The 16816-nt window shown below is 68.6% G+C and carries 13 protein-coding genes; 3 read left to right on the top strand and 10 right to left on the bottom strand.

What is annotated here, in order from left to right:
* Window positions 1-42: 42 nt before the first annotated feature.
* Together BLW00_RS14255 and glgB are read left to right on the top strand one after the other, a co-directional pair.
* The gene (locus tag BLW00_RS14255; protein WP_407650972.1) at window positions 43-2136 is read left to right on the top strand and encodes a maltotransferase domain-containing protein; all 2094 of its coding nucleotides are present in this window, start codon (window positions 43-45) and stop codon (window positions 2134-2136) included.
* Entirely contained in the window at window positions 2136-4355 is a 2220-nt protein-coding gene (glgB, locus tag BLW00_RS14250; RefSeq protein ID WP_175494287.1) for a 1,4-alpha-glucan branching protein GlgB, read from the top strand. The genes BLW00_RS14255 and glgB overlap by 1 nt, the downstream gene beginning before the upstream one ends.
* Before the next feature lie 315 nt (window positions 4356-4670).
* Here glgB and BLW00_RS14245 read toward each other — a convergent pair whose 3' ends face one another.
* Both BLW00_RS14245 and BLW00_RS14240 read right to left on the bottom strand, forming a co-directional pair.
* Window positions 4671-5642 carry a tetratricopeptide repeat protein gene (locus BLW00_RS14245; protein ID WP_092555279.1) on the bottom strand — a complete coding sequence of 324 codons (972 nt, stop codon included), beginning with the start codon at window positions 5640-5642 and terminating at the stop codon, window positions 4671-4673.
* A complete protein-coding gene (locus BLW00_RS14240; RefSeq protein WP_092555277.1) occupies window positions 5639-7459 on the bottom strand; it encodes a hypothetical protein in 1821 nt (606 codons plus the stop codon). Before BLW00_RS14240 ends, BLW00_RS14245 begins: the two co-directional genes overlap by 4 nt.
* Window positions 7460-7640: 181 nt before the next feature.
* Between BLW00_RS14240 and BLW00_RS14235 the strand changes: the two genes are divergently transcribed.
* Window positions 7641-8696 carry an AI-2E family transporter gene (locus BLW00_RS14235; RefSeq protein WP_092555275.1) on the top strand — a complete coding sequence of 352 codons (1056 nt, stop codon included), beginning with the start codon at window positions 7641-7643 and terminating at the stop codon, window positions 8694-8696.
* 6 nt (window positions 8697-8702) lie between these two features.
* Here BLW00_RS14235 and BLW00_RS14230 read toward each other — a convergent pair whose 3' ends face one another.
* From BLW00_RS14230 to BLW00_RS14195, 8 genes are all read right to left on the bottom strand, one after another.
* Entirely contained in the window at window positions 8703-9422 is a 720-nt protein-coding gene (locus BLW00_RS14230; protein ID WP_092555273.1) for an alpha/beta hydrolase, read from the bottom strand.
* 19 nt (window positions 9423-9441) lie between these two features.
* Entirely contained in the window at window positions 9442-9738 is a 297-nt protein-coding gene (locus tag BLW00_RS14225; RefSeq protein ID WP_092555272.1) for a hypothetical protein, read from the bottom strand.
* A 24-nt stretch (window positions 9739-9762) separates the two neighbouring features.
* A complete protein-coding gene (locus BLW00_RS14220) occupies window positions 9763-11400 on the bottom strand; it encodes a Na+/H+ antiporter (protein ID WP_092555270.1) in 1638 nt (545 codons plus the stop codon).
* 87 nt (window positions 11401-11487) lie between these two features.
* Entirely contained in the window at window positions 11488-12138 is a 651-nt protein-coding gene (locus tag BLW00_RS14215; protein ID WP_217634385.1) for an aggregation-promoting factor C-terminal-like domain-containing protein, read from the bottom strand.
* A 5-nt stretch (window positions 12139-12143) separates the two neighbouring features.
* Complete coding sequence (locus tag BLW00_RS24320) at window positions 12144-12827, bottom strand: aggregation-promoting factor C-terminal-like domain-containing protein (RefSeq protein ID WP_322788342.1); 684 nt, start codon at window positions 12825-12827, stop codon at window positions 12144-12146.
* A gap of 21 nt (window positions 12828-12848) precedes the next feature.
* A complete protein-coding gene (locus BLW00_RS14205; RefSeq protein ID WP_092555268.1) occupies window positions 12849-14561 on the bottom strand; it encodes a dipeptide ABC transporter ATP-binding protein in 1713 nt (570 codons plus the stop codon).
* A complete protein-coding gene (locus BLW00_RS14200) occupies window positions 14558-15634 on the bottom strand; it encodes an ABC transporter permease (RefSeq protein WP_092555266.1) in 1077 nt (358 codons plus the stop codon). The genes BLW00_RS14205 and BLW00_RS14200 overlap by 4 nt, the downstream gene beginning before the upstream one ends.
* Window position 15635: 1 nt before the next feature.
* Window positions 15636-16721 (bottom strand): ABC transporter permease, encoded by a 1086-nt coding sequence (locus BLW00_RS14195; protein WP_092556118.1) that lies wholly within the window; start codon window positions 16719-16721, stop codon window positions 15636-15638.
* Window positions 16722-16816 lie beyond the last annotated feature (95 nt).

Genomic DNA, 16816 nt, shown 5'->3' with positions numbered 1-16816 from the left:
CCCGACCGTTGCGCCGGTGCCCTTTGTCGGTAGGGTCGGACTGTGGCAGCAACTCGAAACGACAAGGCAGCGGCGCCCGTGCAGCCCGCGCGTGACACCACGGCGGCAGCGCCCTTCGAACCTGCGGTCGGGCGCATCCCGATCCTCGACGTCTTCCCCCAGGTCGAAGGCGGCCGGTGGCCGGCCAAAGGCTATGTCGGCGAGGTCATGCCGTTCGGCGCGCTGGTGTTCCGCGAGGGTCACGACGCGGTCGGTGCGCACCTCGAGCTCGAGGCCCCCGACGGCACCCTGATCGACCGCCCGCTCACCCGCACGCACAGCTGGGACGACGAGTGGCGCGGTCTCGCACAGGTGACCAGCGAGGGCGACTGGCGCTTCCGCATCCGTGGCTATTCCGATGACTACGCCACCTGGGAGCACAACGCCACCATCAAGATCGCGGCCGGCATCGACGTCGAGCTGATGTTCGCTCTCGGCGCCCGGCTCTTCACCCGCCTGGCCGGCGAGGTCGGGCGGCCCGCGGCCGACCGCGATCTCTTCGCGCGCGTCGCCGCCCAGCTCAGCGAGACGGCGGGCCCCGCCGCCGAACGTCTGGGCCTCGCCTACGGCCCCGAGGTGACGGAGGCGCTCCGCCGCCACCCGGCGCAGAGCCTGGTGACCCATTCCGACTGGATGCGCCTCCGTGTCGAGCGCACGCGCGCCGGCTCCGGCGCCTGGTACGAGTTCTTCCCCCGTTCGGTCGGCGCCAAGCAGGCCACCGACGGCAGCTGGAAGAGCGGCACGTTCCGGAGCGCGGCCAAGCGGCTTCCGGATGTCGCGGCCATGGGGTTCGACGTGCTCTACCTGCCGCCCATCCATCCGATCGGTGAGGCCTACCGCAAGGGCCGCAACAACACCCTCGACCCGCGGCCCGGCGATCCCGGCTCGCCCTGGGCCATCGGCGGCGCGGCCGGCGGGCACGACGCGATCCATCCCGACCTCGGCACGGTCGCCGACTTCACCTATTTCCTCAAAGCGGCGACGAAGGCAGGCCTCGAGCTCGCCCTCGACTTCGCCCTGCAGGCCTCCCCTGATCACCCTTGGGTGAAAGCGCACCCCGAGTGGTTCACGACCCTGCCCGACGGGTCGATCGCCTACGCCGAGAACCCGCCGAAGAAGTATCAGGACATCTACCCGATCAACTTCGACAACGACCCGTCCGGCATCCGCGCCGAGGCGCTCCGCATCCTGGAGTACTGGATCGCGCTCGGCGTGAAGATCTTCCGGGTCGACAACCCGCACACGAAGCCGCTCGACTTCTGGGAGTGGGTGATCCACGAGGTCACCACCGCGCATCCGGAGGTCGTCTTCCTCGCGGAGGCCTTCACCCGGCCGGCGCCGATGCAGGGGCTCGCGAAGGTGGGCTTCCAGCAGTCGTACACCTACTTCACCTGGCGCAACACGAAGCCGGAGATCGAGGAGTTCTTCACGAGCATCTCGCAGGAGACGGATGCCTTCTTCCGCCCCAATCTCTTCGTGAACACGCCCGACATCCTGACGGAGTACCTGCAGTTCGGCGGGATGCCGGCCTACAGGATCCGTGCCGTGCTCGCCGCCACCGGAGCGCCCACCTGGGGGGTCTACTCGGGCTACGAGCTGATCGAGAACGTGGCGAGGCCGGGCGCCGAGGAGAACATCGACAACGAGAAGTACGAGTACAAGGCGCGCGACTTCGCAGCCGCCGAAGCGGCAGGGCGGTCGATCGCGAGCGACATCACGCGCCTCAACGAGATCCGCCGCGCCCACCCGGCGCTCGGCCAGCTGCGCAACCTCCGCTTCCACGGCAGCGACGACGATTCGATCGTGGTCTACTCCAAGCACCTCGACGGGGAGTTCACTCCCGACGGCATCTCGGACACCGTGATCGTCGTGGTCAACGTCGATCCGCATTCGGTGCGGGAGACCACCGTGCACCTCGACCTCGAGCTCCTCGGCCTCCCCGCCGGGGCGAGCTTCGAGGTCACCGACCTGCTCTCCGGAAACGTCTGGGAGTGGTCGGCCGACAACTACGTGCGGCTGGATGCGTTCACGCAGCCCGCGCACATCCTGCACCTCACCCCGGGCTCCGGCCCGCACGACGAAGGCGGCGCATCCTGATGGCCTCACCCGACGGCACGACCGCGCTGGCATTGCCCGCGATCCCCGAAGAGATCCTGCAGCGGGTCGCCACCGGGTCGTACTACAACCCGCACGAGGTGCTCGGGCAGCACCTCGTGAACGCGGCCGGCGTCTCCGACCCGGTCACGGTCATCCGCACTCTCCGCCCGCTCGCCAGCGAGGTGAGCGCCGTGTTGGAGAACGGGGCGCGCACGCAGCTGACGCACCTCTACGGCGGCATCTGGCAGGGCATCACCATCACGGGCCTCAACGACTACCTGATCGAGGCGCGCTACGACGACGGCAGCGTCTGGACCGCCGACGACCCCTATCGCTTCTCCCCCACCCTCGGAGACCTCGACCTGCACCTCATCGGAGAAGGCCGGCACGAGAAGCTCTGGGAGGTGCTCGGCTCACGGGTCGAGGAGAAGCAGGGCATCGATTCGCCCTCGGCCGGCACCGCCTTCGCCGTCTGGGCCCCGCACGCCAAGGCCGTGCGCGTCATCGGCGACTTCAACGGCTGGGACGGCGTGCGCCACGCCATGCGCAGCCTCGGCGGCACGGGCGTGTGGGAGCTGTTCATCCCGGGGCTCACCACCGGCGGCAACTACAAGTTCGAGATCCTCACCCAATACGACCAGTGGGTGCGCCGGGCCGACCCGATGGCGCGCTACACCGAGGTTCCGCCGCTCACCGCCTCGGTGATCGGCACGAGTTCCTACGAGTGGCACGACGACGAGTGGATGCGCCACCGTGCCGCCACGAACCCCCACACCAGCCCGATGAGCGTCTACGAGATGCACCTCGGCTCGTGGAAGAAGGGACTCGACTACCGCTCGCTCGCCGATGAGCTGATCCCCTACCTGCAGCACCTCGGGTTCACGCACGTCGAGTTCCTGCCGCTCGCCGAGCATCCCTTCGGCGGCTCCTGGGGCTACCAGGTCACCTCGTACTACGCGCCCACCGCGCGCTTCGGCCACCCCGACGACCTGCGGTATCTGATCGATCGCCTGCATCAGGCCGGAATCGGTGTGCTCGTCGACTGGGTGCCCGCGCACTTCCCGAAAGACGAGTGGGCGCTGGCGCGCTTCGACGGCGAGGCGTTGTACGAGCATCCCGACCCCCGCCGCGGCGAGCAGCCCGACTGGGGAACGCTCGTGTTCGATTTCGGCAACCGCCAGGTGCGCAACTTCCTGGTGGCCAACGCCCTCTACTGGCTCGAGGAATTCCACATCGACGGGCTCCGGGTCGACGCGGTGGCGAGCATGCTCTACCTCGACTATTCGCGCAAAGACGGCGAGTGGCTGCCCAACCAGTACGGCGGCCGCGAGAACCTCGAGGCCATCAGCCTGCTCCAGGAAGTCACGGCCACCGCCTACAAGACGAACCCCGGCATCGTGATGATCGCCGAGGAGTCGACCTCGTGGCCCGGCGTCACGCACGCCACCGACCGGGGCGGACTCGGCTTCGGCATGAAGTGGAACATGGGGTGGATGCACGACTCCCTCGACTACATCGAGAAAGACCCGATGTACCGGCAGTACCACCACGGCGAGATCACCTTCTCGTTCCTCTACGCCTTCAGCGAGAACTTCATGCTGCCGATCTCGCACGACGAGGTCGTGCACGGCAAGGGCTCGCTGCTGCAGAAGATGCCGGGCGACCACTGGCAGAAACTCGCCAACCTGCGCGCTTACCTCGGGTTCATGTGGGCGCATCCGGGCAAGCAGCTGTTGTTCATGGGCCAGGAGTTCGGGCAGCCCTCCGAGTGGAGCGAGGAGCGGGGACTCGACTGGTGGATCCTCGACCAGCCGGTGCACCAACAGCTGCTGGGGCTCGTGTCGCGCCTCAACACCGTGTACCGCGAGAACCCGGCCCTGTGGGCTCTCGACAACGAGCCGGCCGGATTCGAATGGATCGACGGCGGGTCGTCGTCGCAGAACCTCGTGTCGTTCCTGCGCTGGGACTCGGAGGGGAACCCGATCGCGATCCTGATGAACTTCTCGGGCCAGCCGGTGGGGCCCTACCGCGTTGGCCTGCCGTTCGGTGGCCGCTGGGACGAGCTGATCAACACCGACGCGGTCGAGTACGGCGGATCGGGCGTCGGCAACTACGGCTCGGTCGAGGCGGAGTACGTGCCCTGGTCGGGCCGTCCGGCATCGGTGGAGTTGACGTTGCCCCCTCTGGCCGCTCTCTACCTCAAGCCTCGCAAGGGGTAGGACGCGGAGGGGTGGCGGGTTTCGCACTCCCGCCTAGGGGTTGAGCGGAGCTCAAAGGCGGCGGGAGCACGAAACCCGCCACCCCTCCGCTGCGCGTTCGGACCCCAAGAGGAACGGAACGGCATCGCAGGCAACAGGCCGCTCCCGGACGACCCAGGGTGAGCGCGCGGCCGCGTCAGCGACCGCACGCGAACATGCCGCCTCGCGCCGCAGAAGCGGCGGCGCGAGCAACAAGGGCCCGCCCAGCCGAAGGCCGGGCGAGCCCGAAGGGTGGCGGGGCGGAACCTTCGTTCCTCGCCCCACGAAGTACTGCGCCTAGTACAACAGCCCGGCGAGCCTGCGCCGCGCCGCCGCAACCCGGGCGTCCTCCACGCCCACGACCTCGAACAACTCCAGAATCCGCGTGCGGATGAGGTCTTTCCCGGCCTGGTCCTGCTTCGGGAAGAGACTGAGCAGGCGGTCGAAGGCGTCGTCGATGTGACCGCCGGAGAGGTCGAGGTCGGCGACGAGGAGCTGGGCGTCGAGGTCGTCGGGGTTCTCGGATGCCGCGGTGCGGATCTCGTCGAGCGACTTGTCCTGCAGGCGCTGCAAGAGCTTCACCTGGGCGAGGCCGGCGACCGCGAGCGCATCGCGCGGGTTCTGGGCGATCGCGGTCTGGTACTCGGTGATCGCGGTGGCGTAATCGCCCTGCGAGATCGCTTCATAGGCTTCCGCGTGGTGCGGAGGCAGCGGCTCCTCGACAGGTTCAGCGGATGTCGCTTCCGCATCGGCACCCTCCACCGTGACAGTGCCGGTGACGCCGTTCTGGGCGGCGAGCTGCAGCACCTGCTCGACGACCGCACGCACTTCCTGCTCGGGGTAGTTGCCCTGGAACAGCGACACCGGGCGACCGCCGACGAGCGCGGCGACGGTGGGCACCGACTGCGCCTGGAAGGCCTGGGCCAGCTGCGGGTTGGCCTCGACGTCGACGCCCACGAGCACCAGGCGCCCGGCATAGCTCGTGACCACGCTGGTGAGCACGGCGGTCAGCTCCTTGCTCTGCTCCGCCCACTCGGCCTTCAGGTCGACGATGACGGGAACCGAGTTCGAGAGCTCGATGAACTGGGTGAAGTTCGCGTCGTTGCCCTCGAGCACGAGCGCCGGAACGACGCCCGCCGGCGCTGCGGATGCGCCGGGCGCAGCCGGGCCGCCCGCGGCCCCCGGAGCTCCGGGGGCCGGACGGTTCACGAGCGACGACAGGTCGACGGCTCCGCGCAGATTGCCTGCAGGGGGCGGGGGCATGCTCACGGCAACTCCTTCGCTTGCACGAGCCCCTGCGAGAAGCCGAGGAGCTCTGCCTTACCGGGGTCTCCAAAGGGAGGGATGTAGAACAGCAACTGGTAGCCGTAGGTCGCCTCGACGCCCTTGGCCGTCTCGGTGATGCCCGAGAGAGCCTTCACGGCGCCCTCCGCGCTCACCGTGGCGCCGGATTCGACGGGCTTCGCCGTCTCCGACTCGCGGAGGTCGACAGCCACCAAGGCGCCCGAGTCGCTCGTGGCCAGGGCGATGCTCTGCCCGGTACCGGCCACCTGAGCGAAGTCGATCGTCGCCGACGAGCCGATCCCGGCCTTCTTGGCGTTCTTGTAGTCGACGCCCACCTGGGTGCGCAGCGTGTCGCCGGTCGCGTCGATCTGGTCGATGTACTGACTCGCGTCGCCCACCGACAGGATGTCGGCGTAGGCGGTCTTCAGCTGATCGGGCGTCATCGTGAGGAGCTTCGTGTCGAGCGGCAGCCGCGTGGTGCCGACGCTCGCGGCAGCCACGGGCGGAAGACTCGTGTCGGGCTCGAGGGTGATCTCGTAGTACACCTTGTAGTTCGAACGGGGCGTCTCCTGCACCAGCATCAGCGCCACGGGCGGAACCGACGTGTCGTCGCCCTGAACGATGGTGAACACCGACTTCGGCCACGAGTCGGTGGCCTGCGGCAGCACGACCTGCAGCGGCCCCGCCGGGATCGCCTGCGGCGCGGGGTACTCCGGGTAGCCGGCGCGGATCGCGTAGGTGGCCGAGCGCAGTTCGAGCGCGGGTCCGGTGAACCGGCCGGCCAGTTGGTCTTTGTTGCTCGCCGCGTCGGCCTCGGCAGTCACCGAGGAGATGTTCGCGACGATGCCTTCGAGCTGCGTCTCGGTGACGGCGGGTGTCGGGGCGTTGTCGGCGTCGTCGACCGCGACCGGCGCATCCGGGTCGGGAGTCGCGGCGGCGCCGTCGGACGACGCGTCGGGTGTGGCCGGGGCGGTCGCCGCATCCGTCGCCGGAGCAGCCGCCTGGGGCCAGTAGTCGGCGGAGCAGCCGCTGAGCGCCAGCAGCGAGACGAGGACGACCGGAACCGCGATGGCCGGGGCGATCGAACGACGACCCCGCTTGACGCCGGATTCGATGGCGTTCGTGCGTGACGAGGAGAAGCGCTTGCCCTTCGGGAGTGCGGGCGGCTTGCGGCGCGGCCGCTGTGAGCGGCGCATGTGCAGGAGGCCCAGCACGAGCAGCACGAGGCCGGCGAGCAGGAACGCGACCCCGGCCACGATCAGCGGACCGACCCAGGGTGTGGCGTTCGGGATCGGCCAGGACAGCCGGATCTGCGTCGGAGCGGGCTGCGTGCCGTCGGACGCGACGATCATCGAGTAGCCGGCCGGTAGGGCCAGGGTGCGGTACATCGCGTCGTCGGCCGTGAACTGCTCCAGCCAGAGGTCGCTGTTCGCCGGGTTGGCCGATCCGCTGGCCACGTTGTCGGCCGCATCCGGATTCGCCGGCACGGTGGTGGAGGTCAGCTCACCGCTGTCGGCGTCGTAGCCGATCGAGGCGTACTCGGAGCCGTCGAGCCAGGCTTCGACGTCGGCCGTGCGCCCGTAGGCGGCGAAGACGGTGTCGCTGCCGGTGAGCACGATCGTCTGTTTGCCGGTGTGCGCGGTGAGGGCTGAGGAGTCGATCAAGGCGTAGGCCTCGTCGCCGTCGAGGGTGACGGAGGAGGCGACCGTGCTCGGCGGAAGGAACACGGTTCGTTGCGCGACACCGACGCCGATCAGCGCGGTGGCGATGATGAAGGCGAAGATGGCGAAGATAAAGCGCACGAAGACTCCTGACAAAGACATTAAAAGATAGCCGATGCCGCCGACAGTCTCCCACAGTGAACGTTCAGGGGGCGTTCACCGCGACACGATTATGGTGCGAGGAGATACCGGATCGTGACCTTCACGGGCCCGTAGTATTGAGCAACGCCCACCCGGACGACGCCTTCGAGGGAGCAAGTCAGTGAAGATCCAGAACGCGTTCACCCTCGGTCTCGTCGCCACTCTCGGGGTGGGCGTCGGCCTTCTGATCCTTGGCGCCGTGGCCTCCCTGGCCACCATCCTCACCTATATCGGCGTCGCGATCTTCATCGCCCTGGGCCTGGATCCGATCATCTCCTGGCTCGAACGGAAGCACTGGCCGCGCTGGCTCGCGATCCTCACCGTCCTCGTGGCGGTTCTGGGCGTCTTCACAGGCCTGGTCTTCGCCGTGGTGCCCATCATCGTCGAGCAGACCTCCCAGTTGATCACCCTCGTGCCCAACCTCATCAACCAGGTGCTCGACCAGAACTGGCGCGACGCGGTCACCGATCAGCTCGGTGGTTTCATCGACGTCAACGAGGTCTACAACGCCGTCGTCGACTACTTCAAAGACGCCGGCAACGTCACGGCTCTGGCCGGCGGCGCCTTGGAGGTGGGCATCGGCATCGCCAGCGGCGTGTTCGGCGCCATCATCGTGCTGATCCTGACGCTCTACTTCACAGCATCGCTGAACGGCATGAAGCGGGCCGTCTACCGCCTGGTTCCCGCCTCGAAGCGGGAGCGCTTCGCCGACCTGAGCGAGCAGGTCACCGGCGCGGTCGGCCGCTACGTCGTGGGGCAGATCAGCCTGGCGCTCATCAACGGTGTGCTGAGCTTCATCTTCCTCTCCATCATCAACGCCCCGTTCTCGGCCGTGCTGGCCTTCCTGGCCGGCATGCTCTCGCTCATCCCCCTGGTCGGCACGCTCTCGGGTTCGGTGATCATCGTGCTGGTCTGCCTCATCCCGGGTCTCGGATCGCCGCTCACCGCGCTCGTGGCCGCCATCTACTACATCGTCTACATGCAGGTCGAGGCCTACCTGCTGAGCCCCAAGATCATGAACCGGGCCGTCTCGGTGCCCGGCTCGATCGTGGTGATCGCGGCGCTGGCCGGCGGAACCCTGCTCGGCGTGCTGGGAGCGCTCATCGCCATCCCGATCGCGGCGTCGTTCCTGCTCATCATCAAGCAGGTCGTCATCCCGATCCAGAACGAACGGTGATCGCGCCTATTCGCGGTAGGTCGTCGGCAACGGATACGCGGCGGCGTTGACGCGGGCCACGATCTCGTCGAGCACGCGCCGGGTCTGCTGCTCGCCCACCCAGAGGTGCTTTCCGCCCTCCACCGCCACCAGCTCGATGCTCGGCACCGACGCGAATCTCTCGCGAGCCTCCGCGGGTCGCAGGTAGTCGTCGAATTCGGGAACGATGGCCACCAGGCGCTTTCCTTTGCCCTCCCAGGCGGCGACATCCGCCTCGCTCGCCCGGTGCAGCGGCGGGGAGAGCAGGATGGCGCCGTCGATCGGATACTGCGCCCCGTAGCGCAGCACCAGCTCGGTGCCGAACGACCAGCCCACGAGCCACGGATGCGGCAGCGCGCGCTCGGCCACGAAGTCCATCGCGGCCTTGACGTCGAAGCGCTCGCTCTCCCCTCCGTCGAAGGAGCCATCGCTCGTGCCGCGGGGCGAGCTGACTCCGCGCAGGTTGAACCGCAGCACCGCGAGATCGGCGAGGGCGGGCAGGCGGGCCGCCGCCTTCCGCAGGATGTGCGAGTCCATGAACCCGCCGTGCGTGGGAAGCGGGTGCAGCGTCACCAGGGTGGCGACCGGGCTGCCGGACAGCGGCAGAGCGAGTTCGCCGACGAGCGTGAGGCCGTCGTCGGTGTGCAGCTCAATCTCCTCGCGGCGAGCGGGCAGCTCGGTGCCGCTGCGGATCTCGATCTCGGTCATCGCGTCGTTCCCCTCACGATCAGGCTCCGATCCTCCAGCAGTGGCTGTGCCAGTGCCGGCGCGCGGCCAGGTCGCTCGCATCGCCGAGCACGCCGTCGGCGCGCCAGGTGACGAGGTGGGCGACTCCGGGAGCCACCACGAGACCGCAGCCGGGGCAGAGGTACTCCTTCACCGCGGAGGCACCCGAGACCGGCTGCACGTTCCAGGCGCCGTCGCGGCGGCGCTCCACGCGTTTCCACCCGGCCATCAGGTGTGTCAGGTCGGATTCCTCGTCGCCGTCTCCCGCGCGGCGGCGCGGACGGTTGTTGCGAGGCATGCCTCCAGTCTACGAGCGCCGGAGTCAGTGCATGTCGGAGCCGTCGGTCTGCTGCAGCCGCGACTCCTCCTGGTCGAGCATCAGCTGGGCCCGCACCAGGATGCGCGAGGCGTACTCCCCCCGCCCCCGGGCCTCGAGCAACGCCGTGCGTTCCGCCTTCAGCACCTCGAGCCGCAGCACGCGGTACTGGCGGTGCGGCGTGCCGACGGCCTCGTTCTCGGAGTGCGCCCGCTCCCAGGCCGATTCGCTCCGCAGATCCGCGTCGCTGCGCACCCGGTCGACCACGCTCTCGTCGACGATCTCGCCGTTCGGGAGGCTGACCTCCGGGCTCTCCAGCACCTGCAGACCGGCGGCACGCAGCTCGTCGACGAGGGTCGCGAACTCGGCGTGATCCGCTGCTTCGTCGACGCCTCTGAGCTTCGTGACGCGGATGATCCAGGGCAGGGTGCCGCCCTGCAGGATGAGCGTGACGATCGAGACCGTGAAGGCGATCAGCACGAGCTGGTTGCGGTAGGGCGTCGACTCCGGCAGCGACTGGGCGGCCGCGACCGTGACGACCCCGCGCATCCCGGCCCAGGAGAGCACGACGCCGCCCTTCCAGCCGGTCGCCTCGGCCGCCTCGGCGCCGCCGGGGTCGCGTCGGCGCGCGCGCATTCTCTGCACCGAGAGCAACGGCGCCACGAAGGCGAACCGGATGACGAGCAGCACGAAGGCGGCCCCGATGCCGAGCACCACGGCTCCGACGGCGTTGAGGTTGTTGTTCTCGTCGCTCTGCGCGATGGCCGCGAGGAAGATGTCCTTCAGCTCCAGCCCCATCAGGAGGAACACACCGTTCTCCAGCAAGAACTGGATGGTGCGCCAGTTCAGCCGTTCGCTGATGCGGGTCGAGGCCGAGAAGTACTTCGCCCCCATGTGGCCTGTGTAGAGCCCCGCCACCACCACGGCGAGCACTCCGGATGCGCCGATCGCTTCGGCGGGGATGTAGGCGATGAACGGGATGACGAACGACACCGCAGTGGTGAGCACCGAGTCGCGCAGCTTCGACCGCAGGAACACCGTGAGGAAGCCCACGGCCAGTCCCACGCCGATCGCGACCACCGAGGAGTACGCGAAGTCGATGGCCACCCCGCCTACCCCGGCGAAGGCCAGCGTGCCGGCGGTGGCCGCGATGGCGGTGCGCAAGAGCACCAGGGCGGAGGCGTCGTTCACGAGGCTCTCGCCCTCGAGCACGGCGATCAGCCGCGGTGGCAGACCCAGCTTCTTGCCGATCGAGGTCGCGGCCACCGCATCCGTCGGGCTGATCACGGCGCCGAGCGCGATCGCCGCGGCGAGGTTGAGATCGGGCAGGATCGCGAACAGCAGGAACCCGGTGACGATGGCGCTGACGATCACGAGCAGCACCGAGAGCATCGAGATGGCGCCGAAGTTCTTGCGGAAGTCGACAAGGGGCAGGTTGATGGCCGAGGAGTAGAGCAACGGCGGCAGCACGCCGGCGAGGATGATCTCCGACGGCACGTGCACCGGGGGGATGCCAGGAATGAGCGAGATGAGGATGCCGATGACGACGAGCACGATCGGTGTCGCGAGCCGCAGTTTCGGCGAGAGCACGGAGACCCCGACGATGATGATCAGACAGATCACTGCGACGAGCTCGGGCCTCATGCGATCAGCCTACTGAACGCTCACGGTGTCCTCCGGACGGCGGACGGATGCGTCACGCCGCTTCTTCGACCGGGCCTAGGACATGCCCTAGTACCAGCCGCGGTTCTCCGACGAGGCCCAGGCCTCGCACGGGGTGCCGTAGGTCCCCGCGATGTACTGCAGACCCCAGTTGATCTGCACGTTCGGGTCGGACTCCCAGCCCGGGCCCATCTTCGACCCCGGGAGGGCCTGTGGGATTCCGTAGGCACCTGAGGGGTTCGAGGCGGTCGGGTTCCAGCCCGATTCCCGGTTCCACAGCGCCAACAGGTAGTAGTAGTTCTGCTCGCCCCAGCCGTAGCCCATGACGGCCTGGTAGGCGATGTCCTGCAGACTGCCCGACTCCGGGGGTCCGGGGGTCGGCACCGAGTTGGCTTCGCATCCCCCCGCCGCTGGAGCGGAGCTGTCGGTCGACGGTGCCGCCTTCACCGCGACAGGCACGACCACCGGCTCGGGCGCGGGAGGGTCTTTCACCGTATAGCCGTCGCGCGTCACCGACGGGACCGTTCCGGCCGCCACGTCGAGCGATTGCTCGCCGCCCGCCGCGGCGACGACCGTCGGGGCGAAGCTCTGCGAGGCATTCGCGCCGACCGAGTGCGGATCGACCGCGAACAGCAGCACGAAGGCGGCGGCGACGCCGAACGCCATCACCTGAATCCCCGTACGGATGACGGGGTTGGCGGAGACGCGGGTGGAAGACATCGGTATCAATACCAGTGGTTCGCGTCGGAATGCGCAAGTGCTGTGGCCGGATCCCCGTACTTGCCCTGGATGTAGTTGAGCCCCCAGGTGATCTGGGTCGCCGGGTTCGTGGCCCAGTCGGCGCCGGCGCTGGCCATCTTCGACCCCGGCAGCGCCTGGGGGATGCCGTAGGCGCAGCTCGAACTGTTGAGCGCGTTCACGCGCCATCCGGATTCCCGGCTCCACAGCGCGATCAACGCGTCGAATTGTGCGCCGGTCCAGCCGCGTTCGGCGGCGAGGGCGGCGGCGATCACCTGGGCGCCGGCCGGATCGGCGACCGCGAGGTTCGGATCGGGGCAACCGGTGTCGGCGGTCGACCCGGCGGAGGCCTTCTCGATCACGGGCGGCGGGGGCGGGGGCGCTTCGGTGACGCCGTAGGAGTCGCGGAAGACGCCCGTCGCCACCGCACCGGTGACCGCGAGGGTCTGCGCCGAAGCTTCAGAGTCGGAGAACTCGCCCGCGAACGACGACGACGCCGTGGCGGTCGACCCCACGTTCGGCGCCACCACGGTCACGAAGAGGCAGCCGGTGACAGCGGCCAGGCCGAGCACCTGTAAGGAGAGTCGGCCGGGGTTCGTGGTTCGCCGAGCGCCGCCACGAACCCGGGTGGAGGTCTGCGTGCGCGCTTCGATCAGGGAGTGCTTGGCCACGATTCGACCGATTTTAGCTCATCACGCTGGGTTCGCACCGGCTTCGGCCTGAATCCGCGCCAGAACCGTACGGCGCGCGGCCTGTTCGACCGGGTCGGGCACCGGCAATGACGCCAGCAGCCGGCGGGTGTACGGGTCGCGCGGGTCGCCGAGGACCTCGGCGCCTGTGCCCTCCTCCACGAGGCGGCCGTGGTAGAGCACCGCGATCCGGTCGGCCAAGAGATCGACCACGGCGAGGTCGTGGCTGATGAACAGGGCGGCGAAGCCGAACTCGAGCTGCAGCTCGGCGAAGAGTTCGAGCACACGCGCCTGCACCGAGACGTCGAGCGCCGAGGTCGGCTCGTCGGCGATCAGCAGCTTCGGCTCGAGCGCGAGACCGCGTGCGAGGCTCGCCCGCTGACGCTGCCCGCCGCTCAGCTCGTGCGGGAACCGATCGCCGTAGCTCTTCGGCAACTGCACCGCCTCGAGCAACTCGTCGACCCTCTTCCGCGCCTGCGCGGGGTTCTTCGCGCGCCCGTGGATGACGAGCGGCTCGGCCACCGCGTCGGCGATCGTCAGCAGCGGATTGAAGCTCGCGGCCGGGTCTTGGAACACGAAGCCGATGTCGGCGCGCAGCGGCTTGAAGCGGCGTTCGGCGAAATCGAGCATCTCGAACCCGAGCACCTTCAGCGAACCACTCGTGATGCGGGTCAGGCCCCCGATGGCGCGGCCGATCGTGGTCTTGCCCGATCCGCTCTCTCCCACGAGTCCCAGCACTTCGCCGGGGCCGATGCGGAACGACACGTCGTCGACGGCGCGGAAGCCCTTGCGGCCGAACCGGGCCGCGTACTCGATCGTGAGATTCGTCGCCTCCACCACGGGCACGTCGACGACGCCACCGGATGCGCGCTCGGCCCGCACCCGCTGCCGCTCCTCGGTGCGCGCCCGGCCCTGCCCGATGCGGGGCACGGAATCGAGCAGCCGTTTCGTGTAGTCGTTCTGCGGATGCGCGAACAGCGTCTTCGCATCCGCCTCCTCCACGACCTTGCCCTGGTACATCACGGCCACCCGGTCGGCGAGGTCGGCGACCACACCCATGTTGTGGGTGATCAGCACGATCGCCGTGTCGAACTCGTCACGCAGCCGGCGCAGCAGCTCCAGGATCTCGGCCTGCACCGTCACGTCGAGCGCCGTCGTCGGCTCGTCGGCCACGATCAGGCCCGGGTTCAGCACCAGCGCCGAGGCGATGACCACGCGCTGCTTCTGGCCGCCCGAGAACTGGTGCGGGTAGTAGTTGACCCGCACCTCGGGCTCCGGGATGCCGACCTTCCGCAGGATCTCGATCGCTTCGCGCTTCGCTTCGGCTCGCGACAGCTTGCCGTGGGCGCGCAGCCCCTCGGCGATCTGCCAGCCCACGGTGTACACCGGGTTGAGCGCGGTCGAGGGCTCCTGGAACACCATGGAGACGTCGGCTCCACGCACGGCGCGCAGCTGCTTCTTCGAGAGCGACACGACGTCGGAGACCGAGGTGCCGGCGCGGTTCGAGAGCAGCACCGCGCCGCCGGTGGTCGCTGTCTCGGGCAGGAGCCCGAGGATCGTCTTGGCGGTCACGGTCTTGCCGCTGCCCGACTCCCCCACGATGGCGAGCACCTCTCCGCGGTTGACCGAGAGGCTCACGCCGTCGACGGCCTTGACGGCTCCGGCATCCGTGGCGAAGGAGATGGAGAGGTCTTTGATGTCGACGACGCGGCTCATTTGCTGTTCTCCAGTCCATCCGTCGAGCTCGGGGCAGTCGCGTTCTCGTCGAGGATGTCGAGATCCGACGGGAGCGGAGCGTCGACCGAGGTGGCCGACATGGCTCCCGACTTGGCCTTCACGCGCTTGCGGCCGCGCAGTCGCGGATCGGCCAGGTCGTTGAGGCTCTCGCCCACCAGGGTGATGCCCAGCACGGCGAGCACGATCGCGAGGCCCGGGTAGAGCGCCGTCCACCAGATGCCGCTGGTCACGTCGGAGAGCGCCTTGTTGAGGTCGTAGCCCCACTCGGCGGCCGCCGTCGGCTCGATGCCGAAGCCCAGGAAGCCGAGGCCCGCGAGGGTCAGGATGGCCTCGGAGGAGTTCAGCGTGAAGATGATCGGCAGCGTGCGGGTGGCGTTGCGCAGCACGTGCCGGAACATGATGCGCGGTGTCGACGCCCCGAGCATCTTGGCCGACTCCACGTAGGGCTCCGCCTTGATGCGGATCGTCTCCGCGCGGATCACCCGGTAGTACTGCGGGATGTACACCACGGTGATCGAGAGCGCTGCGGCGAAGATGCCGCCCCACAGGCTCGACTGGCCGCCCGAGATGACGATCGAGAGCACGATCGCGAGCAGCAGCGACGGGAACGCGTAGATGGCGTCGCCGATCACCACGAGCACGCGGTCGAGCCAGCCCCCGATGTAACCGGAGATGAGACCGAGCAGGATGCCGATGAAGATCGAGAAGATCACGGCGATGATGATGACGAGGATCGCGGTCTGGGCACCCCAGATGACTCGGGAGTAGACGTCGTAGCCGCCCACCGTGGTGCCCATGATGTGCTCCGGGCTCGGCGGCTGCTGGGCCCCGAACGGGCCGTCGGGCCCGCGCAGCTGGGCGAAGCCGTAGGGGGCGATCAGCGGGGCGAAGATCGCGACCAGCACGAAGATCGCCGTGACCACGAGGCCGGTGATGAGCATCCCGCGCTGCAGGCCCACGCTCTGGCGCAACTGCTTCAGCACGGGCAGGCGCCCGAAGAACCCGCTCTTCCGCGGCGGGAGGGTGGCGACGGCTTCTGTCGTGGTGCTCATGTCAATACCTCACCCTCGGGTCGATCAAGGCGGCTATGACGTCGACGACGAAGTTCGTGAGGGCCACGATCACGGCGAGCAGAGCGACGATGCCCTGCACGGCCACGAAGTCGCGGGCGGCGAGGTAGGCCGCGAGCTGGAAGCCGAGACCCTTCCACTCGAAAGTGGTCTCGGTCAGAACCGCACCGCCGAGCAGGATCGCGATCTGCAGGCCGATGACGGTGATGATCGGGATGAGGGCCGGCTTGTAGGCGTGCTTGCGCACGAGCCGCCCTTCACTCACGCCGCGCGATCGGGCGGCATCCACGTAGTCGGTGCCGAGGGTTCCGATGACGTTCGTGCGCACGAGGCGCAGGAAGACACCGGCCGTGAGGAGGCCGAGGGCGATACCGGGGAGCACCGCGTGCGAGAGCACGTCCCCGATCGCGGCGGGGCTGCCGAGCGCGATCGAGTCGACGAGGTAGATGCCCGTCTTGTTCGGCAGGCTCTGCATCGCCAGTTCGGTACGGGTCGACGCGCGCCCGGCCACCGGCAGCCACTGCAGGTAGACCGAGAACACGAGCTTGAGCAGCATGCCCGCGAAGAACACGGGAGTGGCGTAGCAGAGGATTGCGAAGATGCGCAGCACCGCGTCGGGGAACCGGTCGCGGAAGTAGGCGGCGAGCATGCCGAGGGGGATGCCGACGATGAAGGCCACGATGAGGGCGTAGAAGGCCAACTCGAGCGTGGCGGCGCCGTAGGTGAGGAGCACCTCCGTGACCGGGCGGTTGTCGCTCAGGGTGTTGCCGAAGTTGCCGGTGAAGATCTGGCCGAGGTATTCGAAGTACTGCACGATCACGGGCCGGTCGTAGCCCGCGGCATGGATGAGGGCCTGCAGCTGATCGGCGGGGAGCTTGCCGCCCTGCGCCGCGGTGATCGGGTCGCCGATGCTCCGCATCAGCAGGAAGACCAGGGTGACCAGGATGAAGATGGTCGGGAAGATGAGCAGGAAGCGCACCAGGAGGTAGCGGCCGAGACCGCCTCCCGCGCTCTTCGGCTTCGGAGCGACCACCGACGGAGTGTCGGTCGGAAGCGTACTAGTCGTCATCATTGCCAATCAGTCGATGCCGGGCGCAGCAGGGGCGGCCGGTGTGACCGGCCGCCCCCGTGCGGTGGGCTAGCAAGTACTCTAGCCCGCGGTAT

This window comes from Herbiconiux ginsengi, assembly GCF_900107435.1.
Lineage (GTDB): Bacteria > Actinomycetota > Actinomycetes > Actinomycetales > Microbacteriaceae > Herbiconiux > Herbiconiux ginsengi.
Note: the sequence above shows the minus strand (reverse complement) of the source record. Positions and strands in the feature narration are given on the sequence as shown.

Coding starts and splice junctions, on each gene's coding strand:
- BLW00_RS14225 (WP_092555272.1), bottom strand. CDS start 9,738: ATGCCTCGCAACAACCGTCCGCGCCGCCGCGCGGGAGACGGCGACGAG.
- BLW00_RS14205 (WP_092555268.1), bottom strand. CDS start 14,561: ATGAGCCGCGTCGTCGACATCAAAGACCTCTCCATCTCCTTCGCCACG.
- glgB (WP_175494287.1), top strand. CDS start 2,136: ATGGCCTCACCCGACGGCACGACCGCGCTGGCATTGCCCGCGATCCCC.
- BLW00_RS14215 (WP_217634385.1), bottom strand. CDS start 12,138: ATGTCTTCCACCCGCGTCTCCGCCAACCCCGTCATCCGTACGGGGATT.
- BLW00_RS14220 (WP_092555270.1), bottom strand. CDS start 11,400: ATGAGGCCCGAGCTCGTCGCAGTGATCTGTCTGATCATCATCGTCGGG.
- BLW00_RS14200 (WP_092555266.1), bottom strand. CDS start 15,634: ATGAGCACCACGACAGAAGCCGTCGCCACCCTCCCGCCGCGGAAGAGC.
- BLW00_RS14230 (WP_092555273.1), bottom strand. CDS start 9,422: ATGACCGAGATCGAGATCCGCAGCGGCACCGAGCTGCCCGCTCGCCGC.
- BLW00_RS14195 (WP_092556118.1), bottom strand. CDS start 16,721: ATGACGACTAGTACGCTTCCGACCGACACTCCGTCGGTGGTCGCTCCG.